19 protein-coding genes and 1 tRNA gene are annotated in these 23,436 nt (G+C 65.4%); 10 read left to right on the plus strand and 10 right to left on the minus strand.

The features are described 5' to 3' along the window. Positions 1-513: 513 nt before the first annotated feature. Both KNW02_RS04985 and KNW02_RS04990 read left to right on the plus strand, forming a co-directional pair. Positions 514-786, plus strand: a complete 273-nt coding sequence (locus KNW02_RS04985) for a hypothetical protein (protein ID WP_216032167.1) — start codon at positions 514-516, stop codon at positions 784-786. Positions 787-1,250: 464 nt separating this feature from the next. Then, positions 1,251-1,433: a hypothetical protein gene (locus KNW02_RS04990; RefSeq protein ID WP_216032168.1), complete on the plus strand. Its 183-nt coding sequence runs from the start codon at positions 1,251-1,253 to the stop codon at positions 1,431-1,433. 6 nt (positions 1,434-1,439) lie between these two features. Here the strand turns inward: KNW02_RS04990 and KNW02_RS04995 are convergent, their stop codons facing one another. Further along, positions 1,440-3,044, minus strand: coding sequence for an alpha-glucosidase family protein (locus KNW02_RS04995; RefSeq protein WP_216032169.1), 1,605 nt, complete (start codon positions 3,042-3,044; stop codon positions 1,440-1,442). A 124-nt stretch (positions 3,045-3,168) separates the two neighbouring features. On the opposite strand from KNW02_RS04995, the gene glgB reads away from it, so the two are divergent. The 6 genes from glgB to KNW02_RS05025 all read left to right on the plus strand — a co-directional run bounded on the left by glgB (position 3,169) and on the right by KNW02_RS05025 (position 13,752). Next, positions 3,169-5,355, plus strand: a complete 2,187-nt coding sequence (gene glgB, locus KNW02_RS05000; RefSeq protein ID WP_216032217.1) for a 1,4-alpha-glucan branching protein GlgB — start codon at positions 3,169-3,171, stop codon at positions 5,353-5,355. Positions 5,356-5,377: 22 nt separating this feature from the next. Then, positions 5,378-6,637 (plus strand): glucose-1-phosphate adenylyltransferase, encoded by a 1,260-nt coding sequence (glgC, locus tag KNW02_RS05005; RefSeq protein WP_216032170.1) that lies wholly within the window; start codon positions 5,378-5,380, stop codon positions 6,635-6,637. After that, positions 6,637-8,067, plus strand: coding sequence for a glycogen synthase GlgA (gene glgA / locus KNW02_RS05010; RefSeq protein ID WP_216032171.1), 1,431 nt, complete (start codon positions 6,637-6,639; stop codon positions 8,065-8,067). The genes glgC and glgA overlap by 1 nt, the downstream gene beginning before the upstream one ends. Further along, entirely contained in the window at positions 8,067-10,151 is a 2,085-nt protein-coding gene (glgX, locus tag KNW02_RS05015) for a glycogen debranching protein GlgX (RefSeq protein WP_216032172.1), read from the plus strand. Before glgA ends, glgX begins: the two co-directional genes overlap by 1 nt. Before the next feature lie 92 nt (positions 10,152-10,243). After that, complete coding sequence (locus KNW02_RS05020; RefSeq protein ID WP_216032173.1) at positions 10,244-12,652, plus strand: glycogen/starch/alpha-glucan phosphorylase; 2,409 nt, start codon at positions 10,244-10,246, stop codon at positions 12,650-12,652. Between the two features lie 116 nt (positions 12,653-12,768). After that, positions 12,769-13,752, plus strand: a complete 984-nt coding sequence (locus KNW02_RS05025) for a BMP family protein (RefSeq protein WP_216032174.1) — start codon at positions 12,769-12,771, stop codon at positions 13,750-13,752. Between the two features lie 217 nt (positions 13,753-13,969). Here the strand turns inward: KNW02_RS05025 and KNW02_RS05030 are convergent, their stop codons facing one another. The 6 genes from KNW02_RS05030 to lipB form a co-directional block, all read right to left on the minus strand. Continuing rightward, positions 13,970-15,148, minus strand: a complete 1,179-nt coding sequence (locus KNW02_RS05030) for a M24 family metallopeptidase (protein WP_216032175.1) — start codon at positions 15,146-15,148, stop codon at positions 13,970-13,972. 150 nt (positions 15,149-15,298) lie between these two features. Further along, complete coding sequence (locus KNW02_RS05035) at positions 15,299-15,517, minus strand: hypothetical protein (RefSeq protein ID WP_216032176.1); 219 nt, start codon at positions 15,515-15,517, stop codon at positions 15,299-15,301. A 138-nt stretch (positions 15,518-15,655) separates the two neighbouring features. Next, a complete protein-coding gene (locus tag KNW02_RS05040; protein ID WP_216032177.1) occupies positions 15,656-16,150 on the minus strand; it encodes a DUF2244 domain-containing protein in 495 nt (164 codons plus the stop codon). Then, complete coding sequence (locus KNW02_RS05045) at positions 16,150-17,826, minus strand: cytochrome c oxidase subunit I (RefSeq protein WP_216032178.1); 1,677 nt, start codon at positions 17,824-17,826, stop codon at positions 16,150-16,152. Before KNW02_RS05045 ends, KNW02_RS05040 begins: the two co-directional genes overlap by 1 nt. A 190-nt stretch (positions 17,827-18,016) precedes the next feature. Continuing rightward, positions 18,017-18,451 carry a c-type cytochrome gene (locus tag KNW02_RS05050; RefSeq protein ID WP_216032179.1) on the minus strand — a complete coding sequence of 145 codons (435 nt, stop codon included), beginning with the start codon at positions 18,449-18,451 and terminating at the stop codon, positions 18,017-18,019. 128 nt (positions 18,452-18,579) lie between these two features. Next, the gene (gene lipB / locus KNW02_RS05055; protein WP_216032180.1) at positions 18,580-19,233 is read right to left on the minus strand and encodes a lipoyl(octanoyl) transferase LipB; all 654 of its coding nucleotides are present in this window, start codon (positions 19,231-19,233) and stop codon (positions 18,580-18,582) included. Positions 19,234-19,483: 250 nt separating this feature from the next. Here lipB and KNW02_RS05060 point away from each other — a divergent pair, with 250 nt between their 5' ends. After that, entirely contained in the window at positions 19,484-19,879 is a 396-nt protein-coding gene (locus tag KNW02_RS05060; RefSeq protein ID WP_216032181.1) for a RidA family protein, read from the plus strand. 243 nt (positions 19,880-20,122) lie between these two features. Next, positions 20,123-20,209, plus strand: a tRNA-Leu gene (locus KNW02_RS05065). 110 nt (positions 20,210-20,319) lie between these two features. Here KNW02_RS05065 and KNW02_RS05070 read toward each other — a convergent pair. The 3 genes from KNW02_RS05070 to KNW02_RS05080 form a co-directional block, all read right to left on the minus strand. Beyond that, positions 20,320-21,630 (minus strand): GH1 family beta-glucosidase, encoded by a 1,311-nt coding sequence (locus KNW02_RS05070; RefSeq protein ID WP_216032182.1) that lies wholly within the window; start codon positions 21,628-21,630, stop codon positions 20,320-20,322. A gap of 73 nt (positions 21,631-21,703) precedes the next feature. After that, on the minus strand, positions 21,704-22,531 hold the full coding sequence (locus KNW02_RS05075) for a metal ABC transporter permease (protein WP_216032183.1): 828 nt from the start codon (positions 22,529-22,531) through the stop codon (positions 21,704-21,706). Beyond that, positions 22,528-23,388, minus strand: coding sequence for a metal ABC transporter permease (locus KNW02_RS05080; protein WP_216032218.1), 861 nt, complete (start codon positions 23,386-23,388; stop codon positions 22,528-22,530). The genes KNW02_RS05075 and KNW02_RS05080 overlap by 4 nt, the downstream gene beginning before the upstream one ends. Between the last annotated feature and the right edge of the window lie 48 nt (positions 23,389-23,436).

Raw genomic sequence — 23,436 nt, forward strand, 5'->3', positions numbered from 1 at the left:
CTGCGGGGCGATTGGCTTGCCCCGCAATCGCCGCCGGCATCGGGGCCGGGGAAGGGGCGACAGCGTCTTTCAGGGCCATCGGCGCCTGCCCGGGAAGGCCGAGGGGGAACTCTGGCGCGCATCATGGTTTTCGTACTGACGAGTCGGATTTCTCCGGAAAACCATGCATCGATAGGTAAATAAGCGCGAAAAGATAGACGTCTATCGCGGGAAAACTCTACATCTGCCGGCTTTCGCTGCACAGGGCGGGAATGTCGCTGATGCGGGACGAAGCTGCCGTTGCGAACTTTAGGACGGAAACCTATTCAGATCATTTGAACGTATGAGCATGGCCCAAGTATCAGAGGGGTGATCGTGAGATACTTTTCAAGAGGAGTGATGTTGGCTGTTTTGATAGCTACTCCAGCTTCCTCTCAGGAAGACGCCCGCGGGAGGATTTGGGACGGATCCCAGCCAACTCGCGATATGATTACGGTAAGCATGTTGGCACGGTGCACTGGAATGTTCGATGCAATGGCCGAGCATCATCTGAAGACAGGCGACGCAGATGGGATCGGTGCCCAGGAAAGACATAACAAGGAAATCCGGCGATGGGCTACTCGAAGTGATGCTCCTCCCATTGAGGTTCTGGAGAGCGAGCGCGCGATCGGCTACGCGCGGTTTGCAGGCATCTTCGAAGAGGTGCTTGCTGCCGATCCTTCGAGTGCTCTTCCGTCGAACTTCATGATGTCGATGGGGTTCTGCGGCAGCGTGCATGATGCGCTCGATTCGAAGGCTTCCCGATAAAGGGTGGACCAGCTACGCCGAGCAGGGCTGACCGCTAGGCGGCAGTGGAGCAATCCACCTCTGGCACCGCAGATCCTGAACGGCAGCTTTGGGCCGATTCTGTTGAAAAACTCGGGCCAGCCCGAAATCAGCTACCAGGTGGGCGATCTGAAGCGGCAGGAAAACAACATATGGTAGCTTGAATGGGTTTCCGCAGAGTTTTTCAACGAAATCGGCTCGAACCGGGCATTCGTCGTATGTTTCATGAACGGCGGGTTCCGGGCGGCCTTGGAGCCAATACGGCAATTATGGTGTTCAAAGGCGGGAACTATGCTGCATCGCACAGGAACTGGTCGGGGATGGCAGGTTCAGCCATGGCCGGCGGACGGCGCGATGCCTTTGCGGATGGTCGCGGCCCATAGCAATAATGGGCTGCCTCCCGCCTCGGGCTGAGGTAAGCAGGGCCAAGCCGGGGAGGGAACACCATGCTGGTTGATCCGAATGCGCCGTTTTTCCGCCCGCTCTGGGTGCGGGTGCTTTGTGTGGTGCTGCCGCTTGGCTGGGCCGGGGTCGAGATGGCGAATGACAGCCCGTTCTGGGCGGTCCTGTTCGGCGCCGCCGGCATTTATCTGGGATATGAGCTGTTCATCCGCCGCAAGGGCGGATGAGGCCGATCAGCAGGTGATCGCGGGGCGGCTCTCCAGCCAGGCAAAGCCATTGGCCGGCAGCGTCAGCGTGGCTTTTGCCAGACTGCCCTGCGACGGGCCGGCAAGGGCGGCCTGCCCGTCGAGTGTCAATTTCACCGGGGTCTTGCCGAGGTTGAAGAGGCAGGTCAGCACCTCGCCCTCATGGCTGCGGCGGAAGGCAAGGACCGGCTCGGGCAGATCGAGGAACTCGGTCCCGCCCCAACGCAATGCGGGCTGCGCCTTGCGGAAGGCCAGCGTGGCGCGATAGGCGGCCAGCACGCTGCCCTTGTCGGCCTGCTGGGTCGAGACGGCGCGGGCGGCCTGCGGCGGCTTTACCGGCAGCCAAGGCGTGCCGGTGGTGAAGCCGGCATGCGGGGCGCCGGCCTCCCAGACCATCGGCGTGCGGCAGCCGTCGCGGCCCCGGACCTCGGGCCAGAAGCGCAGTGCCGGCGGATCGGTCAGTTCGGCATAGATCAGTTCGGTTTCGGTCTGGCCCAGTTCTTCGCCCTGATAGAGGCAGATCGTGCCGGGAAACGAGGCCAGCATGGCAATCGCCTGCCGGGCCAGCGCGTCCGGGTCCGCGGCATGCTCCGACCAGCGGCTGGCATGGCGGATCACGTCATGGTTGGAAAAGCTCCAGCAAGCATGGCCGTCCGGGGCGCCGTCATGGACGCCCTCGATCGTCTTGCGGAAATGCGCCGCGGTGAAGTCCCGGCTCAGCATCTCGAAGCTGTAGCACATGTGCAGCCGGTCGCCGCCCTCGGTATAATCGGCCATGATGCGGATCGCGGTGTCGCCCTGATCGCCGACCTCGCCGACCATCATCCGCTCGGGGTAGCTGTCGGTCAGCTGCCGCAGCCGTTTCAGGAAGCCGATATTCTCGGGGCGGTTCTTCGAGAACCGGTGTTTCTGGAAACCATAGGTTTCCGGCCCGTCATGGTCGGGATTGGGCGGGTTGTCGCGCAGCTTGTCGTCGTGGAAATAGTAGTTGACCGTATCCAGCCGAAAGCCGTCCACGCCGCGATCCAGCCAGAAGCGCATGGTCGCCAGCAGCGCATCCTGCACCGGCCTGTGGTGAAAGTTCAGGTCCGGCTGCTCGATCAGGAAATTGTGCAGGTAATACTGGCGCCGGCGCGGCTCCCATTCCCAGGCCGGCCCGCCGAAGACCGAGGGCCAGTTCGTCGGCGGCGTGCCGTCGGGCTTCGGATCGGCCCAGACATACCAGTCGGCCTTAAGGTTGCTGCGGTCACGGCGCGATTCCTCGAACCAGTCGTGCCGGTCGCTGGTATGGCTGATGACCTGATCGATGATCACCTTCAGGCCCAGGGCATGGGCGCGGGCGACCAGCGCGTCGAAATCCGCAAGCGTGCCGAACAGCGGGTCGATCCCGGTATAGTCGGACACGTCGTAACCCATGTCCTTCATCGGCGAGGTGAAGATCGGCGACAGCCAGATCGCATCCGCCCCGAGGGCCGCGACATGATCCAGCCGCCCTGTGATGCCCCGCAGATCGCCGATCCCGTCGCCGTCGCTGTCCTGAAAGCTGCGGGGATAGATCTGGTAGATCACCGCGTCGCGCCACCATTCCGTCATCGCGTCCTGCCCTTCCCGCCGAAGATTCGCCCCTGCCTGCGGTGGACTATAGCCGTGCAGGCAAAGAAATGTTAGCGTTAACTCAAGCGTTGCCCGAATCTGTTGAAGGGGTAGAGTGGGACCGATGGGACAGCCGGGCAATCCATTGCATCTTCTGCCGGACGATCTGGCGCGGCTGCGCGAGGGGCGGTGCGATGACCCGTTCCGGATCCTCGGGCCGCACCCGTCCGGCGGCGGGGTCGGGGTGACGGTCTTCATGCCCGGCGCGGCCGGGGTCAGCGCGCTGACCGAAGAGGGCGAACTGCCGCTGGCGCGGATCGCCGATGACCTCTTTTCCGGCCGGATCGGCGCCGGCCCCTACCGGCTGAAGGTGCGCTCGGGCGGTGGCGAGGAACGGGAGTTCGAGGATCCCTATCGTTTCGGCCCGGTGCTGGGCGATATCGACCTGCACCTGATCGGCGAGGGCACGCACCGGCAGCTGTGGCAGGCACTGGGCGCGCATGTGCTGGCGCATGAGGGCGTGGCCGGCACGCATTTCGCCGTCTGGGCGCCGAATGCGCGCCGGGTTTCGGTCGTGGGGGCGTTCAACGGCTGGGACGGGCGCCGTCATCCGATGCGGCGCGCCGGCGCCAGCGGCATATGGGAGATTTTCCTGCCCGGCATCGGCGAGGGCGCGCTTTACAAGTTCGAGATCCTCGGCGCCGACGGCACGGTGATGCAGAAGGCCGACCCGGTCGGCTTCGGCAGCCAGCACCCGCCGGAAAAGGCCAGCATGGTGCGCGACATATCGGGCTATGGCTGGCACGATGGCGCCTGGATGGACAGCCGCGCCACGGCCCAAGACCGCCGCGCGCCGATCAGCATCTACGAGGTGCATCTGGGCAGCTGGCGCCGGCGGCTGGACCAGCAGGGCCGGCCGCTGTCCTACCGGGAACTGGCCCGCGATCTGGTCGCCTATGCCAAGGACATGGGCTTCACCCATCTGGAACTGCTGCCGGTCAGCGAATTTCCCTTCGACGGCTCATGGGGCTATCAGCCGGTGGGGCTGTTCGCGCCGACGATCCGTTTCGGCCCGCCGCATGAATTCCGCGATCTGGTCGATGCCGCGCATCAGGCCGGGCTTGGCGTGCTGCTGGACTGGGTGCCTGGACATTTCCCGACCGACGCGCATGGTCTGGCGCGGTTCGATGGCACCGCGCTTTACGAACATGCCGACGCACGCGAGGGGTTCCATCAGGACTGGAACACGCTGATCTACAATTACGGCCGCACCGAGGTGCAGAATTTCCTGGTCGCCAACGCCCTCTACTGGCTGAAGGAATACCATGTCGACGGGCTGCGCGTCGATGCGGTGGCCTCGATGCTCTACCGCGACTATTCGCGCAGCGAGGGCGAGTGGATACCCAACCGCGATGGCGGGCGCGAGAATTACGAGGCCATCGCCTTCCTGCAGAACATGAATGTCGCCACCTATGACGAGGTGCCCGGCATCATGACCGTGGCCGAGGAAAGCACCTCGTTCCCGAAGGTCTCGGCGCCGGTCGATGCTGGCGGGCTTGGCTTCGGCTTCAAGTGGAACATGGGCTGGATGAACGACACGCTGCGCTATATCAGCCGCGATCCGGTGCATCGCAAATACCATCACGACCTGATGACTTTCGGGCTGATCTATGCGTTTTCGGAAAACTTCATCCTGCCGATCAGCCATGACGAGGTGGTTCACGGCAAGGGCTCGATGCTGCGCAAGATGCCGGGCGACGACTGGCAGCAATTCGCGAACCTGCGCGCCTATTACGGCTTCATGTGGGGCCAACCGGGCAAGAAGCTGCTGTTCATGGGCTGCGAATGGGGGCAGCCCGAGGAATGGAACCACAATGGCGAACTGAACTGGCCCGCCGCCCAACAGCCGATGCACCGGGGCGTGCAGGCGCTGGTGCGCGACCTGAACCGGCTCTACCGCCAGACGCCGGCCCTGCATGTCGGGGATTGCGATGCCGGGGGCTTCCAGTGGATCGCCACCGATGCCGCGCAATCCACCTATGCCTGGATCCGGCGCGGCGAGGCGGGGGATGCGCCGGTGGTGGTTGCCTGCAACTTCACGCCGGTGCCGCGGCCGGGCTTCCGCCTCGGCGTGCCGCAGACCGGGCGCTGGCGCGAGGCGATCAATACCGACGCCGCGATCTATGGCGGCAGCGGCATGGGCAATCTCGGCGGGGTCGAGGCCGACGGCCCGCCGCAGGACGGCCAGCCCGCCTCGATGGCGATCACCCTGCCGCCGCTGTCGGTCGTGATGTTCACGGCAGAAACCTGACTTTCCCAGAAAGGAACCCGCAATGGTCGAAGCCAACAGACTGAGCCGACGGGCCATGGCCTTCGTGCTGGCCGGAGGGCGCGGCAGCCGCCTGAAGGAACTGACCGACAAGCGCGTCAAGCCGGCCGTCTATTTCGGCGGCAAGACCCGGATCATCGATTTCGCGCTGTCCAACGCGATGAATTCCGGCATCCGCAAGATGGCCGTCGCCACCCAGTACAAGGCGCACAGCCTGATCCGCCATTGCCAGCGCGGCTGGAACTTCTTCCGGGCCGAGCGCAACGAATTCCTCGATATCCTGCCCGCCAGCCAGCGCCTGTCCGAGGAACACTGGTATCGCGGCACCGCCGATGCGGTGGCCCAGAATATCGACATCGTCGACAGCTACGGCGTCGATTTCATCGTCATCCTGGCCGGCGACCACATCTACAAGATGGATTACGAGATCATGCTGCGCGAGCATGCCGAAAGTGGCGCCGACGTGACCGTGGGCTGCCTGACCGTGCCGCGCGCCGAGGCTTCGGCCTTCGGGGTGATGGCGGTGGACGATTCGGGCCGGATCACCTCGTTTCTGGAAAAGCCAAAGGATCCGCCCGCCATGCCCGGCGATCCCGACAAGGCGCTGGCCTCGATGGGCATCTATGTCTTCAACTGGGCCTTCCTGCGCGACCTGCTGCGGCGCGATGCGGCGGATGCGAATTCCAGCCATGATTTCGGCAACGACCTGATCCCGGCGATCGTGCGCGACGGCAAGGCGATGGCGCATCGTTTCGACACTTCCTGCGTGCGCAGCAAGGGCGCGCCGCCCTACTGGAAGGATGTCGGCACCGTCGATGCCTTCTGGCAGGCGAATATCGACCTGACCGATTTCACGCCCGAGCTGAACCTGTGGGATCAGGACTGGCCGATCTGGACCTATTCCGAAAGCGCGCCGCCGGCGAAATTCATCCATGACGAGAAGGATCGCCGCGGCTCGGCCGTCTCGTCGATGGTCTCGGGCGGCTGCATCATCTCGGGGACCGAGATCCGCAACTCGCTGCTGTTCACGCAGGTCCATACCAATTCCTACGCCACGCTGGATCATGTCGTGGCGCTGCCCTATGTCACGGTGAACCGCCGGGCGCGGCTGAAGAACGCGGTGATCGACCGCGGCGTGGTCATCCCCGAGGGGCTGGTGGTGGGCGAGGACCCGCAGGAGGACGGTAAATGGTTCCGCGTCAGCGAGGGCGGCGTGACCCTGATTACCCAGGACATGCTGAACCGGCGGGCGGCCGGCCTGTGATGCGGGTGCTGTCGGTCGCCTCGGAATGCGCGCCGCTGGTCAAGACCGGGGGGCTTGCCGATGTGGTCGGCGCGCTGCCCGCCGCGCTGGCCCCCGAAGGCGTCGGGATGCGCGTGCTGCTGCCGGGCTATCCGGCGGTAACCGGGGCGCTGGCCGAGGCCCGGCAGGTGGCGGTCGAGGATGATCTCTTCGGTGGCGCGGGCCGGCTGCTGGCGGGCCGCGTGGCCGGGCTTGATTTGCTGGTGATCGACGCGCCGCATCTGTTTGCGCGCCCCGGCAACCCCTATCTGGGCGCCGACGGGCATGACTGGCCCGACAATCCCGAACGCTTTGCCGCGCTCTGCTGGATGGCGGCGCGGATCGGCGCCGAAGGGGTCGAGGGCTGGCGGCCGCAGATCATCCACGCCCATGACTGGCAGGCCGGATTTGTGACCGAATATCTGCGCCGGATGCCCGGCGCGCAGGATGTCCGCACCGTCCTGACCATCCACAACATCGCCTTCACCGGCGCCACCGATCCCGGCCGGCTGCATGGCTTGCGGCTGGATCCGTCGCGCTTTCACTCGGAAGGCTACGAATTCTGGGGCGGGATCTCGGCGCTGAAGGCCGGGCTGGTGGGCGCCGACCGGCTGACCACCGTCTCGCCGCGCTATGCCGAGGAACTGATGACCCCGGAATTCGGCATGGGGCTGGACGGGGTGATGCGGGCCCGGCGCGAAGTGCTGTCGGGCATCCTGAACGGCATCGACGAGACCGTCTGGAACCCGGCCGGGGATGCCGCGATCCGCCCCTACAGGACCGCGCGCGGCAAGCCGGCCAACAAGGCCGCCCTGCGGGCCGAGCTTGACCTGTCCGAGGATGCGGACGGCCCGCTTTGCGTCATCGTCTCGCGGATGACCCATCAGAAGGGGCTGGATCTGGTGCTCGAGGCGCTGCCGGCCCTGCTCGAGGCGGGCGGCCAGCTGGCCGTCCTCGGCTCGGGCGAGCCGGGGCTGGAACGCGCCTTCCTCGACCTCGCGGCGCAGGTGCCGGGGGTGGCGGTGCGGATCGGCTATGACGAGGGGCTGTCGCATCGCATGATCGCCGGCGGCGACGCGATCCTCGTGCCCTCGCGTTTCGAGCCCTGCGGCCTGACCCAGCTTTACGGGTTGCGCTACGGCACCGTGCCGCTGGTGGCGCTGACCGGCGGGCTGGCCGATACGGTGATCGACGCCTCGCCGGCTGCGCTGGCCCGGCAGGTGGCGACCGGGGTGCAGTTCTCGCCGGTGACGGCCGGGGCGCTGCGCAATGCGCTGACCCGGCTTTGCGCGCTTTACCGGCAGCCGAAGGCATGGTCCCGGCTTCAGGCCAACGCGATGGCCCAGCCCGTCGGCTGGGACCAGTCGGCCCGGGCCTATGCCGCGCTTTACGCCGACCTGACCGCCGCCTGATGATCGCCGGGATCGCGATGACAGCCGGGCGGCCGGCGCCGCTCGGGGCCACATTCGACGGCGCCGGGGTGAATTTCGCCCTGTTCTCGGAACATGCCGAACGGGTGGTGCTGTGCCTCTTCGATGCCAGGGGGCGCGAGACCCGGATCGACCTGCCCGACCGCGAAGGGCATGTCTGGCACGGCTATCTGCCCGGGTTGCGGCCGGGCCAGCGTTACGGCTATCGCGTCCACGGCCCCTATGCCCCGCGCAAGGGCCACCGTTTCAACCCCAACAAGCTGCTGATCGACCCCTATGCCCGGCGCCTGACCGGCAGCCCGGCGATCCATGACGCGCTTTTCGGCTATCGCACCGGCCATGCCGAGGCCGATCTCAGCTTCGACCGCCGCGACAGCGCCGCGCATATGCCGAAATGCGTCGTCACCGACCCGGGCTTCGCCTGGAACGGCGACCGCGCGCCGCGCCATCCGATGACCGGGACGGTGATCTACGAGGCGCATGTGAAGGGCCTGACCCAACAGCATCCGGGCATCGCCGAGCCGGGCACCTATCTGGCGCTTGCCTCCCAGCCGATCCTCGACCACCTGACCCGGCTCGGGGTGACCGCCATCGAACTGCTGCCGGTCCACGCCTTCACCGATCAGCGCTTCCTGACCGACCGGGGCCTGCGGAACTACTGGGGCTACATGTCCTACGGCTTCTTCGCGCCCGAGCCGCGCTACATGCGCGACGGCGATATCGGCGAGTTTCAGCAGATGGTCGCCCGCTTTCACCGCGCTGGGATCGAGGTGATCCTCGATGTGGTCTACAACCACACCGCCGAGGGTGACGAGACGGGGCCGACGCTCAGCTTCCGGGGCATCGACAATGCCGCCTATTACCGGCTGGCCGAGGATCCGCGCTATTATGTCAATGAGGCCGGCACCGGCAATGTGCTGAACCTCGACAACCCCTTCGCGCTGCGGCTGGTGATGGACAGCCTGCGCTACTGGGTCGAGGTGATGCATGTGGACGGCTTCCGCTTCGATCTCTGCTCGGTTTTAGGCCGCAGCCGTGGGGTCTTCGACCGCAACGGCCCGTTCTTTCAGGCGGTGCGGCAGGATCCGGTGCTGAACCGCGTCAAGCTGATCGCCGAGCCATGGGATCTGGGGCCGGATGGCTATCGGCTGGGCAGCTATCCGGCGCCCTTCGCGGAATGGAACGACCGCTACCGCGACCAGATCCGCAGCTTCTGGCGCGGCGATGCCGGGATGGTCGGCAAGCTGGCCAAGCGCATCGCCGGCTCGGCCGCGCGCTTCGATCATGACGGGCGGGCGGCGACCTCGTCGGTGAATTTCATCGCCGCCCATGACGGCTTCACGCTGATGGACACGGTCAGCTATCGCGACAAGCACAACGAGGCGAATGGCGAAGGCAACCGCGACGGCCACGGCCACAATGTCTCGGACAATTGCGGCATCGAGGGGGTGACAGGCGACCCGGCCGTTCTGGCCTGCCGCGCCCGCCGCCGCCGCAACCTGATGGCCACGCTCCTGCTCAGCCAGGGCACGCCGATGATCCTCGCGGGTGACGAGCTGGGCAATTCGCAGGGCGGCAACAACAACGCCTATGCCCAGGACAATCCCATCGGCTGGGTCGACTGGAGCCAGACCGATCCCCGGTTCCTCGATTTCTGCCGCCGCGCCATAGCCTTTCGCAAGGCTCACCCGATCCTGCGGCAGAAACGCTTCCTGCACAGCCAGCCGCGCCCGCAGGACGGGCTGCCCGACCTGTTCTGGCGCCGCGCCGACGGGCAGGCGATGGAGGTCGTCGACTGGACCGACCCCGGACTGCGCCTGCTGGCGGTCGAGATGCGCACCGCCTCGGGCACGCCCGCCTATGCGGCGCTGCCGGGCGCGATGTTTCTGGTCTTCAACGTCGGGCCTGCGGCACAGGTGCGCCTGCCCGATCCGCCCGAGGGCACCCATTGGCGCCGCCGGCTGGACAGCGGCAGCGGCGAGGATGTCGACGCGCCTGCGGAAGCGGCAGAAATGATCGCGGCCGAGTCGGTCGTGGCTTTCGTCCTCGCAGGGGCCGGCATCTAGGCCCAGGCGCCTTTTCAAGCCCGGCGAAAGCTGGCAACAGAAACTGCGGCACGCCCGGCGCGCCGCCCGCGACCCGAAGATAAGAGGCCAGCTTGTCCCAGCATCCGACCGCCAAAGACCTCAGCGACCAGATCCTCTACCATCTGACCCATACGCAGGGCCGCGGCACCGAATTCGCCACCACCTTCGACTGGCGGCTGGCGGTCAGCTATACCATCCGCGACCTGATCGTGACCCCGTGGATGGCCGCGATCCGCGCCGCGCGCGATCAGGGGGCCAAGCGGGTCTATTACCTGTCGATGGAATTCCTGATCGGCCGCATCCTCGAGGACGCGATCACCAACCTGAACCTCAACGGCGCCATGGACGCGGCGCTGGAGGGCCTCGGCCTCGACAAGCAGGAGATCCTGCGCGACGAACCCGACGCGGCCCTTGGCAATGGCGGCCTCGGCCGTCTGGCTGCCTGTTTCATGGAATCGCTTGCCACCCTGCAATGCCCGGCACTGGGCTACGGCATCCGCTACGAGCACGGCCTGTTCCGCCAGCGCTTCGAGGCCGGCCAGCAGGTCGAAACCCCCGAGGACTGGCTGAACCAGCCCCACCCCTGGGAATTCGTGCGGCTGGACTACAGCTATACCATCGGCTTCAAGGGCCATGTCGAGGATCGCGACGGGCGCGCCGTCTGGCAGCCGGGCGAAAGCGTCGTCGCCCGCGCCTATGATACGCCGGTGATCGGCTGGCAGGGGGAGTGGGCCAATACGCTGCGGCTGTGGGGGGCGCATCCGACGACGCTGTTCGACCTGCACCGCTTCAATGCCGGCGACCACGCCGCCGCGGCCGAGCCCGAGGCGCTGGCCCGCACGCTGAGCCGCGTCCTCTATCCCGACGACGGCACGGAATCGGGCAAGGAACTGCGGCTGAAGCAGGAATATTTCCTGACCTCGGCGGCGCTTCAGGACATCCTGCGCCGCTTTCTGGCCGAACATGACGACCTGCGCGACCTGCCCGCCAGGGTGGCGATCCAGCTGAACGACACCCATCCCGCCATCGCCGGGCCGGAACTGATCCGCCTGCTGATGGACGATCACGGGCTGGATTTCGTGACCGCCCATGATCTGGCGCGCGGCACGCTGAACTATACCAACCACACGCTGCTGCCCGAGGCGCTGGAACGCTGGTCCACCTGGCTGATGGGCCGGGTGCTGCCGCGCCACATGCAGATCATCCAGATGATCGACGACCACCACCGCCGGACCAGCGCCCGGCCCGATCATGTCGGCATCGTCCGCCACGATCAGGTGCAGATGGGTGAGCTGGCCTTCATCATGGCCGGCCGCGTCAACGGCGTCTCGGCGCTGCATACCGAACTGGTCAAGGATACGGTCTTTGCCGACCTGCACCGGCTGCATCCCGGCCGGATCGTGAACCAGACCAACGGCGTCACACCGCGCCGCTGGCTGCGCATGTCGAACCCGGCGCTGGCCGGGCTGCTGGACGAGGTGATCGGCCCCGGCTGGACCGCCGATCTGGACCGGCTGAAGGGGCTGGAACCCCATGCCGATGATCCCGCCTTCCGCGACCGGCTGCGCGCGGCCAAGCGCGCCAACAAGGCCCGGCTGTCGGACGGGCTGCTGGCCGGGCTGGGCGTCAGGGCGGATCCGGACGCGATCTTCGACGTGCAGGTCAAGCGCATCCACGAATACAAGCGCCAGTTGCTGAACATCCTCGAGGCGATCGCGCTGTGGCGGCGCATCCATGACGACCCGAACCGCGGCTGGACCCCGCGGGTCAAGATCTTCGGCGGCAAGGCCGCGCCCGGCTACTGGCTGGCCAAGACCGTGATCCACCTGATCAACGATGTTGCCGCGACAATCAACCACGACCCGCTGACGCGCGACCTGCTGCAGATCGCCTATCCGCCGAATTACAACGTCTCGATGGCCGAGGATCTGATCCCGGCGGCCGACCTCTCGGAACAGATCTCCACCGCCGGCAAGGAGGCCTCGGGCACCGGCAACATGAAATTCACCATGAACGGGGCGCTGACCATCGGCACGCTGGACGGGGCGAATGTCGAGATCCGCGATCTGGTCGGCCCCGGGAATTTCTTCCTGTTCGGCCTGACCGCCGCCGAGGCCGCGGCCGAGGCCGCCCGCCCCGGCCATGCCCGCGCCGCCATCGAGGCCAGCGACGACCTCAAGGCGGCGCTGCAGATGGTCGCCGAGGGGCGCTTCTCGGGCGGCCGCGCCGATCCCTATTTCGCACTGCTGGACCGGACCTGGAACGACGACCCGTTCCTCGTCGCCTCGGATTTCGACGCCTATTTCGCCACGCAGCGCCGGGTGGACGCGGCCTATCGCGACGCCGCCGAATGGGATCGGATGGCGGCGCTGAACATCGCCCGCGCCGGCTTCTTTTCCTCGGACCGCACGATCCGGGGCTATATGGCGGATATCTGGCAGGTGCGGCCCGTCAGCCTGACCACGGACGCGCCTGCCTGAAATCCGGCACGATTTTCAACTTTTCGTTGATAGAATTTCAACGATGAATTGATTGAAGGCTGGCCATTCCTCCGCTCAAACGGCCATGTTCACTCGGAGTAAGGGAGGATTCCGACATGAAGACCTATCTGGCGACCGCATTGCTTTCCGCTTCGCTGGCCCTGCCGGCGCTGGCGGATCAGCACGGGCCCGAAATATCCATGCTGCTGGCCGGCAACAAGGAGGATAACGGGTTCATGGAAGCGGGCTATAACGGCCTCTTGCAGATCGAACAGGAATTCGGGGCGAAGATCGCCTTCATCGACCAGATCAAGCCGGAAAAGGACCTGCTGGCCGGGGCGCTGCGCGAACTGGCGGCAGCCGGTCCCGACATGGTCATCGCCCATGGCGGCCAGAACAACGAGGCGGCCCAGATCGTCGCCGGGGAATTTCCGGAGGTGAAATTCGTGGTGGTGCAGGGTGGCGTCACCGGACCGAACCTGTCCAGCTATGAGGTCCTGCAAGAGGAAAGCGCATGGCTGGCCGGGGCCGCCGCGGGCCTGCTGACGAAATCGGGGGTCGTCGGCCATATTTCAGGCATCAGGGTCACACCCGGCCTGAAGGGCCGCGGCGGTTTCTACAACGGGCTGATGCATACCCGGCCCGACGCGCAGTTCGTCACCACCTTCGCCGGCGATCAGGACGACAACGATCTGTCGAACCGGGTCACCAAGGCCGAGATGGAACAGGGCGCCGATATCATCTTCACCATGCTGAATGCCGGCCGCACCGGCTCGATCGAGGCGATGCGCGGCACCGGAACAAGGCAGATCGGCAATGTCATCGACTGGACCCAGGTCGAGTCCGAGGTCTTCGTCGCCTCGGCCATCGCCAATGTCAGCATCCCCAGCGTCGAGGCGGTCCGCGATCTGGTGGAAGGCGACTGGCAGCCCGGCGTGGTGCGCCAGATCGGTCTGGAAAACCCCGAGGCCGCGGCGCTGGTGCTGTCGCCCGACGTGTCCGACGAGGTCCGGCAGCAGATCGACGGGCTGCGCCAGCAGATCATCGACAAGACGATCGAGGTCTCGACCGAGTATGACGGCCCCGAACTGGAGATGTGACCTGGCCCCGGTCGCGGCCGTCACGCCCTGACCGCCGCGCCATGACAACCCGCCGGGGCGCCCGCAGGCCTGTGCCGCGCGCCCCGGCATGCTCTGCGACCGTGGATTGCCCCTGAAGCCTTCCTCAAGGCGTCCGAAAACCCCGGCGACGGTTTACCCGCCGCTCGGGGAAAACTCCGTCTCTGCCGCCTGCAAAGCTGCCGATGGGCCGAAAGGCTCAAGCAAACGGTTGGTCGATGGACAGTTGGGGCGTTGTGAACCATTCGGCACCGGTTTCGGTCACCATGAAATGATCCTCAAGCGAGATTCCAAAGCGGTTCGGCACCACGATCATCGGCTCGTTTGAAAAACACATTCCGGGTGCGAGTGGGGTCATGTCTCCGCGCACAAGATACGGAGGCTCATGTAAGCAAAGACCGATGCCGTGCCCGGTGCGGTGCGGTAGTCCGGGCAAACGGTAATCCGGCCCAAGTCCGGCAGAGACCAGAACGGACCTCGCCGCATCGTCGATCGCCGCGCAAGGCACACCCGGTTGCACCGCCGCAAAGGCTGCGGCCTGTGCTTCCTTGTTCAGCGCCCACATTGCGCGAATGTCGTCTCCGATATTGCCGAACGCGTAGCAGCGCGTGAGGTCCGAGTGATAGCCATCGACAGTGCAACCGGTATCGATCAACACCAACTCATTCTCGCTAAGCTCCTGATCATAGGGCAGGCCGTGGGGCACCGCTGTCGCGTGACCGAACTGGACCGAGCAGAAAGTCGAGCCGGATGAACCGACTGCCCGATGCGCCTCGTCGATGAAGCGCTCGACCTCGCTGGCACGAATACCGGGTTTCAGGATCAGGGCCGCTCGCCGCTGCACCTCAAGCGTCATCGCCATCGCCTGTCTGATGAGGGCAAGTTCGGCGGGTGATTTACAGGCGCGAAGGCCGTCAATCACGCGGGCACCGTCCACCACATTCCAACGCGCGGCGAGTCGCAATGCCAGCGTGAATGGCAGCAGCGGGTCCAACGCAAATCGTGTTTCGGGCGGAAGAAAATCCGCAAGGAGCGTGATCGGGTCTTCATCCTCTTCATAGGCAAGGACATCCACAGAAACGTCTAGTTCGGCATCGAGGGATTCCAACTCGAAGCGCGGACAGATCATGTGCGATCTGCCATCCTTCTGTATCACCAGCGAGACCATCCGCTCACTTGGCTCCCAAGTCACGCCGCTGAAGTAACGAAGGCTGGGTCCTGCATTCACGAGTAGCGCGTCAACGCCAAGGGCGTCCAAGCTGCCTTGGGCGCGTCGGATGCGGTCCTCACGTTCTGACCTGTTGATTGCCGCAGCCTTATTCGACCAGAGGCCAAGCGAGGAAAGTTCAGTTGCTGCGTCGGAGCCGCCAATCATCATTTGTTGTCCTTGTCTGTTGCGACGGCAAATGAGTGCATCTGTCATTTTGACGCCGTTATCTTCTTACCAGGAAGGACAATCAATGTCGGCTTTGTCCCGCCCCTTACCAGTTTGTGGAGCGCGCAGCGAAGGTCAGTTGTGAGGAAGGTTTCATTGGCCAATGAGGAAAGGCTGCCGGGCGATCGCAAGTCCAGGCCGTTGCCATGCTTTACCGTCGAGGCAGCGCTCAGCGGCGATCTGCGGCAACACCCGGCGTTCGCACGCGGTGTGCGCGCTGCGCACATCCTGTGCCCGCCCGGTGCATGCCTTGTGCAGCGGATTTCCCAGCATTTCCTGGCCCAAACGGCGCTTGCCGGCGGACAGCCGCATCACGCAACGCGCGGGCCCGTTGCGCGGGGGGGCGCAACGGCCCCGCCGCGTCTGGATCGCGCCTGTCCGGGCGGCTTGGCGTCCTGCCGGAGCCGGTCTGCGGGGTGGTGACCTCGCCCCGGGCCGCGACGGGGTCGCTCAGCGCAGGGAGTGCAGCCGGTGCCGCAGCTCGTCATGCAGCGCGCGACGTTCCTCCGGGCTCAGGAAGGCGCCAAGTTCGACCTCGCGCTGCCCGTCGCTCAGCGTCAGGTAATCCTCGACCGGCCCCTCGCGCAGGCTGACCCGGACCCAGTGGCTGTTGGCCTGCCAGCGGCGCGATTGCCGCCCCGGATCGTGCCGGACCAGTTCAAGCCTGTCGCGGTCAAGGGTCAGTTCCTCAAGGGTATTTCCGCTGCGGTAGCTGCGCTGCAGCGCGAGCCAGATGGCCCAGATCGCCAAGGCCACGAAGGGCAGGATCGCCCACAGGACCATGGTGCCCAGCACCGCCAGCAGGGGCAGGGTGAGAAAGCCCGCGGTCAACGAGATGAACCAGACGAAACCCCGCGCCGGCAGCGAGCGATGCGGCCAGACCCTCAGCCGATGTGAAACGGCCCCGGAATCCTCCGGGGCCGTGTCGTGCCATTCATAGGGCATCAGTGGGCGTGGCCGCGATCCCAGTCTTCGCGCTTGGGCAGCGTCTCGAAGGTATGCTCCGGCGGCGGCGAGGGCAGGGACCATTCCAGCGTGTCGGCATGCTCGTTCCAGTAGTTGGGCACGTTCACCCGCTGCCCGGCGCGCAGCGTGTAGAACACGATGCCCAGGAAGAACAGGAACGAGGCAAAGCTGATATAGGCCCCGATCGAGCTGATATTGTTCCAATACGCGAATTCGATCGGATAATCGATATAGCGGCGCGGCATGCCCTGGCGGCCCAGGAAATGCTGCGGGAAGAAGATCAGGTTCGAGCCGATGAACATCATCCAGAAATGCACCTTGCCGGCCCATTCGGGATACTGCCGCCCGCTCATCTTGCCGATCCAGAAATAGACCCCGGCGAAGATGGCGAAGACGGCGCCAAGCGACATCACGTAGTGGAAATGCGCCACGACGTAATAGGTGTCGTGATAGACCCGGTCCAGCGGCGCCTGGCTGAGGACCACGCCGGTCACGCCGCCGACGGTGAACAGGAACAGGAAGCCGAAGGCCCAGAGCATCGGCGTCTTGAACTCGACCGAGCCGCCCCACATGGTCGCGATCCACGAGAAGACCTTGATGCCGGTGGGCACCGCGATGGTCATCGTGGCCAGCATGAAATAGCTCTGCTGGGTCAGCGACATGCCGACGGTATACATGTGGTGCGCCCAGACGACGAAGCCGAGGATCCCGATCGCGGCCATGGCCAGAACCATCGGCAGATAGCCGAAGATCGGCTTTTTCGAGAAGGTGGCGATCACGTGGCTGATGATGCCGAAGCCCGGGATGATGATGATATAGACCTCGGGATGGCCGAAGAACCACAGGATGTGCTGGTACAGGATCGGGTCACCGCCGCCGGCCGGGTTGAAGAAGTTGGTGCCGAAATTGCGGTCCATCAGCAGCATGGTGATGGCGCCGGCCAGCACCGGCAGGGCCAGAAGGATCATCCAGGCGGTGATGAAGACCGACCAGGCGAACAGCGGCACCTTGAACAGCGTCATGCCCGGGGCGCGCATGTTCAGGAAGGTGGTGATGATGTTGATCGAGCCGAGGATCGAGGAGGCACCCGAGACGTGGACGGCGAAGATCGCCAGATCCATCGAATAGCCGCCCTCGGTGGTGGACAGCGGCGGGTACAGCACCCAGCCCACGCCCGAGCCCATCTGCTGGTTGCCGCCCGGTGCCAGAAGCGAGGCGACGCCAAGCGCGACACCGGTGACATAGAGCCAGTAGCTGAGGTTGTTCAGCCGCGGGAAGCTCATGTCCGGGGCACCGATATGCAGCGGCATGAAGTAGTTGCCAAAGCCGCCGAACAGCGCCGGGATCACCACGAAGAACATCATCAGGACGCCGTGATAGGTGATCATCACGTTCCACAGATGGCCGTTGGGCGTGCATTCCGCCGTCGAGTCGGCGATGAAGCGCGCCCCCTCCATGCACATGTACTGCACGCCCGGATGCTGCAGTTCCATCCGCATGTAGACGGTAAAGCTGACCGAGATCAGCCCGACCAGCCCGGCGGTGAAAAGGTAAAGAATACCAATGTCCTTGTGATTGGTGGACATGAACCAGCGGGTAAAGAACCCGCGCTGGTCGTGGTGGTCTTCGTGGCCATGAACGGCTGCGTCTGCCATACCCGAACTCCCTCAAATCTCGTCGAGCCGGCCTGGCAGACCGGCGGCGTTCCATGTTTCTTCTAGACCAGCGGCGCGGACCCGGCAATGTGTCGCAGGGCAGGAAAACGAACTGCCCCCGCGAGATCGGAACATCCCCGGGGACAATATCGGCACGGCCTGCGGCCTTTTGTCGCAATCGCGTCGGGAATCAGCTGCCGGCGTCGGGCGACACGCTGGCCAGGTAGGCGGCGATATCGGCCTGATTCTTGTTCAGCTTGAAGGTCATCTTGGTCTTGGCGCCGTCGTCGCCGGACTTCTCGACCAGCCAGGCCTTGGGGTCGGTCACATAGACGGCCAGTTCCTCCTGGGTCCAGACCATGTCCGGGTTGGCCCCGGCCACCTCGAGGATGCCGTCGCCATATTTGAAGCCTTCCTCCGCCGCGACCTTGCGGCCGACGATACCCCACAGGTTGGGGCCGGTCTTGCCGCCCTTGACGATATCTTCACCGTCGGCGCTCTGGATCATGTGGCATGCCTTGCACTTCTTGAATTCCTTCTCGCCCGCGGCGGCGTCGCCGTCCTGGGCAAAGGCGGGCATGGCTAGGGCGGCACCAAGAAGGGCGCCGAAGATCGTAGTTTTCATGTTGTTATCCTCGCTCAGCCAGTGGATCTGGATGACCCACCTTCGTTTATAGGACAGGATTCAGCGGAATCCAGCCCTACAAAGGCGATTGACAGGGTTGCCGGTGCCGGGTCGCGAGTCGCCCGATTTCAGTCGGTGCCTTCAAAGATCCGGGCAAAGCTGTCGCGCAATGCGATGTCCAGATCCGCAAGGCCGACGGGCAGGCCCAGGTCCACGAGGCTGGTGACGCCGTGGCCGCTGATCCCGCAGGGCACGATGCCGCCGTAATGGGACAGGTCCGGTTCGACATTGATCGAGATGCCGTGAAAGCTGATCCAGCGGCGCAGCTTGACCCCGATCGCGGCGATCTTGTCCTCGCGCGGGCTGCCGTCGGGCAGGGGCGGCTTTTCCGGCCGCACCACCCAGACGCCGACGCGGCCCTCGCGGATCTCGCCGGTGACGCCGAACTGCGCCAGTGCCGCGATCACCCAGTGTTCCAGCTGCGCGACAAAGCGGCGCACGTCGCGGCCGCGCCGGTTGAGGTCCAGCATGACATAGACGACGCGCTGGCCGGGGCCGTGATAGGTATATTGCCCGCCGCGCCCGGCGGCATGGACCGGAAAGCGCGCCTCCAGCAGATCCGCCTCCCTGGCGCTGGTCCCGGCAGTATAGAGCGGCGGGTGTTCGACCAGCCAGATCATCTCGTCGGCCTCGCCGGCATGAATGCCCGCGACGCGCGCCTCCATGAAGGCGACCGCCTCGTCATAGCCGGTCAGCCCCTCGCTGATGATCCATTCCACCATGGCCGTGATCTGCCGCGCCCCGGCAGCGCCGTCAAGCCGCGTTCTCTGTTGTAAGGCGCCGGAAACCGGAACTGTCCGCCCGGACCCTCTGATCCGCTGAAAACGCGCGCGACGGTTTCGGAGGGGCGACGAACATGCCTGTCATCGTCCCCAAACTTGTCTGGCGGGGACGGGGATGCGGGGCGGAGCGGTCGTTGACCCATACGGCGCGTTCGTGCACTCTGACATCACACCAGACGCGTGAGGGAACATGGCGAGGAAGGCGCTCTTTCCGGTGGGAGCACGCGTGACGGCTGACAGGATCAAGCTTTCGCCAGGGATCATTTCTGGTAATCACGTCTTCGTCACGGGCATGACCGGAAGCAACCCGGACGGCACCATGCCGGAAATACTGGAAGAACAGTTTCGGCAGGCGTTCGAAAAGATTGGTGCGGTCCTGCGGGAAGCCGGACTGGACTTCGGCGCGATTGTCGAGATGACGAGCTACCATGTTGGTCTGCGCGATCACTTCGACAGGTTCTGCACCGTCCGTTCCAACTATGTCTCGGACCCCTTTCCCGCATGGACGGCGGTTGAGGTTGCAGGATTGCGCAGGGAGGGCGCGGTCGTTGAAATCAGGGTGGTGGCAGCTATCGACCCAGACTGATCAGATTGACAGCTGACAGATCCTTGCCGACATTTGGATTTTCGTGACGTGGGGCAGCCTTGCGGCGGATACAACCAGCGCGGTTGATCTACGGTCGCGGCAAACCAAGCAGGGCGCGACCCCCCCCATAGGAAACGCGTGGCACGAAGCGCAAATGCCCGGTTCTCCGACACGCTCGACCGGGGCAGAAAGCCTCTTTTCATTTGCCGGCGGCTCGGCTATGACCCGGCGCACTGCCCGGATGCGGTCGTGGCGGAATTGGTAGACGCGCAGCGTTGAGGTCGCTGTTCCTTAACCGGAGTGGAAGTTCGAGTCTTCTCGACCGCACCAGAAATTCAGGAAGAACGGCGTAGCTTCAACCGGTTGCGCGCCTCCCTGCTGTCACCTGTCAATTGATCGGATGCCGTCTCTGGACGGGCGGTCTGGCCGTGGTGCCAATGCTAGCCCAGCATGGCCCGAAAGGCGTGCCAGCTTGATTTCGGCGTGCGCTTCATCGTCTTGTAATCGACATGGACAAGGCCGAAGCGCGGGCCATAGCCGAAAGCCCATTCGTAATTGTCCAGCAGCGACCAGTAGAAGAAGCCGCGCAGGTTGACGCCCTGATCCAGCGCCGCCCTGGCCGCCCGCAGATGGGCGCCGATGAAGGCCACGCGGGTGGCGTCCTCGGCGATATCGGCCCCGGCCTCCAGCGCCATGCCGTTCTCGGTCACATAGACGGGCAGGTTGCCGACATGGTCGCGGGCGAGGCGGGTCAGGAACTCGCTCAGGCCCTCGGGACGGATTTCCCAGCCCATCTGGGTCTTCGGCAGCGGGCCGTCGCTGGCCTCGTCATTGGGCCACAGGCCGGGGGCGTGGCCGTGCAGCTTGCGAGTGTAGTAATTCACCCCCAGCCAATCCAGCGGTGCGGCGATCGTTGCCATATCCGCCTGCCAGCCCGCCGGCAGATGCGGGCCGATGCCCTCCAGCGCGGCGTCGGGATAGCCTTGCCCGGTCAGCGCGCGGATGAACCACTGATTGTAGATCGCATCCTGACGGGCGGTCGAAGCCATCGCCTCGGGACTGTCATCGGCCGGATGGGCGGTTTCGAAATTCAGCACGATGCCGAGGTCGCGCGCGCCCTCGGCCCGCAGCGCCTGCATCGCCGTGCCATGCGCCAGAAGAACATGATGCATCGCCCGCGCGGCGGCGCGGATATCGCACAGGCCGGGGGCGTGATGGCCGAGGAAATGCGACAGCCAGGCGATGCACCAGGGCTCGTTCAGCGTGGCCGTGCTTGCCAGCCGGTCGCCGAGGCGGGCATGGACCGCGCGGGCATAATCGGCGAACCATGCGGCGATATCGCGGTTGGCCCAGCCGCCCCGGTCGGCCAGCGCCGCCGGCAGATCCCAGTGATAGAGCGTCAGGAACGGCTTCAGGCCGCGCGCCAGCATCCCGTCCAGAAGCCGGTCGTAGAAATCCAGACCCTCGGGATTGAGGATTCTCCCGTCCGGCATCACCCGCGCCCAGGAGGTCGAGAAGCGATAGGCATCGAAGCCGGCATCGCGCATCAGGTCGAGATCGGCTTCCCACAGGCGGTAATGCTCGCAGGCGCGGGCGCCGCTGCTGTGATCGGCGATATTGCCGGGGGTGGCCGCGAATGTATCCCAATGCGACGGCCCCGCGCCGCCGAAGGCCGAGCCCTCGATCTGATAGGCGGCGGTTGCGGCGCCAAAGACGAAGCCCTCGGGGAAATCGGATCGTTGCGGCAGCATGGCGTTCCTGTGTTCCTGCGGATGTATGTTTGCGCAAACAAACTGGCACGGAACCGGGCCGGAGGGAAGGGCGTCAGGCGGCGGAGGCGCGGCGGGTGGCGATCTGGCGCCAGATGAAGGCGGCAATGAAGATCGCGGTCAGGAACAGGACGATGGTCGGGGCCGGGGCACTGTCGAGCCAGAAGCTGGCCCAGACACCGCCCAGTCCCGAGAATACCGCCACGGCGGTCGCCACCGCCAGCATGGCCTGCAGCCTGCGGGTCAGCAGGAAGGCGATGGCGCCCGGCGCGATCAGCAGCGCAACCGACAGGATCAGCCCGACCGCCGACAGCATCGCGACGACGACCGCCGAAATCATCGCCAGCAGCCCGTAATGCAGCCATGCCACCGGCAGCCCGGCCACCCTTGCCTGTACCTGATCGAAGGCCAGCATGGCGAAGTCGCGCCATTTCAGGATCAGGATCAGGCTGACGGCGGCGGCGATGCTGCCGGCCGAGAGGAAATCTGCCCGCCCGACGCCGAGGATATTGCCGAAGAGGATATGGTTCAGATGCGCGTCCGAGGGGATCTGAGTGTAGATGACGATGCCCAGCCCGAACATCCCGGCCATGACGATCCCCAGCGTGGTGTCCTGCTTGACCCGGCTGTTGGCATCCAGCCAGCCCGCCGCGAGGGCGCAGATCATGCCGGCGACGAAGGCGCCGATCAGCAGCGGCAACCCGAAGATATAGGCCAGCACGATCCCCGGCAGCACGCCATGGGCGATGCCGTCTCCCATCAGCGACCAGCCCTTCAGCACCAGAAAGCAGCTGAGCAGGGCAGAGGGGACCGCGATGATGACGGCAATGGCCGCGGCCTCGACCATGAAGGGATAGGCGAAGGGGGCGGAGAGCCAGGTCATGCGCGGCCCTCCAGCGCGGCGCGGGCGCGGCGGCGGGCGGCCAGCAGGCCGTGGGTCGGGGCGAGGAGGAAGACCGCGAGGAAGATCAGCGTCTGCATGACCACGATCACGCCACCGGTCGCGCCGTCGAGGAAGAAGCTGATATAGGCACCAAGGGCCGAGGTCAGTGAACCGATGCCCACGGACAGGGCGATCAGCCGCGGGAAGCGGTCGGTCAGCAGATAGGCCGTGGCGCCGGGGGTGACGACCATGGCGATGACCAGGAATGCGCCGACGGTCTGCATGGCGGCGACGGTGCTGGCCGACAGCAGGGTGAAGAACAGCACCCGCAGGCGGTTCGGGTGCAAACCGACGGTGCGGGCATGGGTCTCGTCGAAGAACACCACCATCAGGTCGCGCCATTTCGCCAGCAGGATGGCCAGCGAGACGCCGCCGATGATCGCCAGTTGCCAGGTATCGCCCGGCGAGATGGCGAGGATATTGCCCATGGTGATCGCCTGCAGGTTCACCGCCACCGGATTGAGCGAGACCATGAACAGCCCCAGCCCAAAGAAGCTGGTGAAGATCAGCCCGATGATCGCGTCCTCGCGCAGCCCGGTGCGGTTGTTCAGAAACAGCATGGCCAGCGCCGCCAGCCCGCCCGACAGGAAGGCACCGAGCGCGAAGGGCAGGCCCAGCATGTAGGCGCCGGCGACACCGGGGACGATGGAATGGGACAGCGCGTCCCCGATCAGGCTCCAGCCCTTGAGCATCAGATAGGCCGACAGGAAGGCGCAGACGCCGCCGACCAGGGCCGAGACCCAGATGGCGTTGGCCATGTAGCCATAGGTGAAGGGGATCAGCAGCGTGTCCAGCATCAGCCGTCGCATGCGGGGGTTTCACACCCCCGCACCCCCGTGGGATAT

Source organism: Paracoccus marinaquae (assembly GCF_018860165.1).
Lineage (GTDB): Bacteria > Pseudomonadota > Alphaproteobacteria > Rhodobacterales > Rhodobacteraceae > Paracoccus > Paracoccus marinaquae.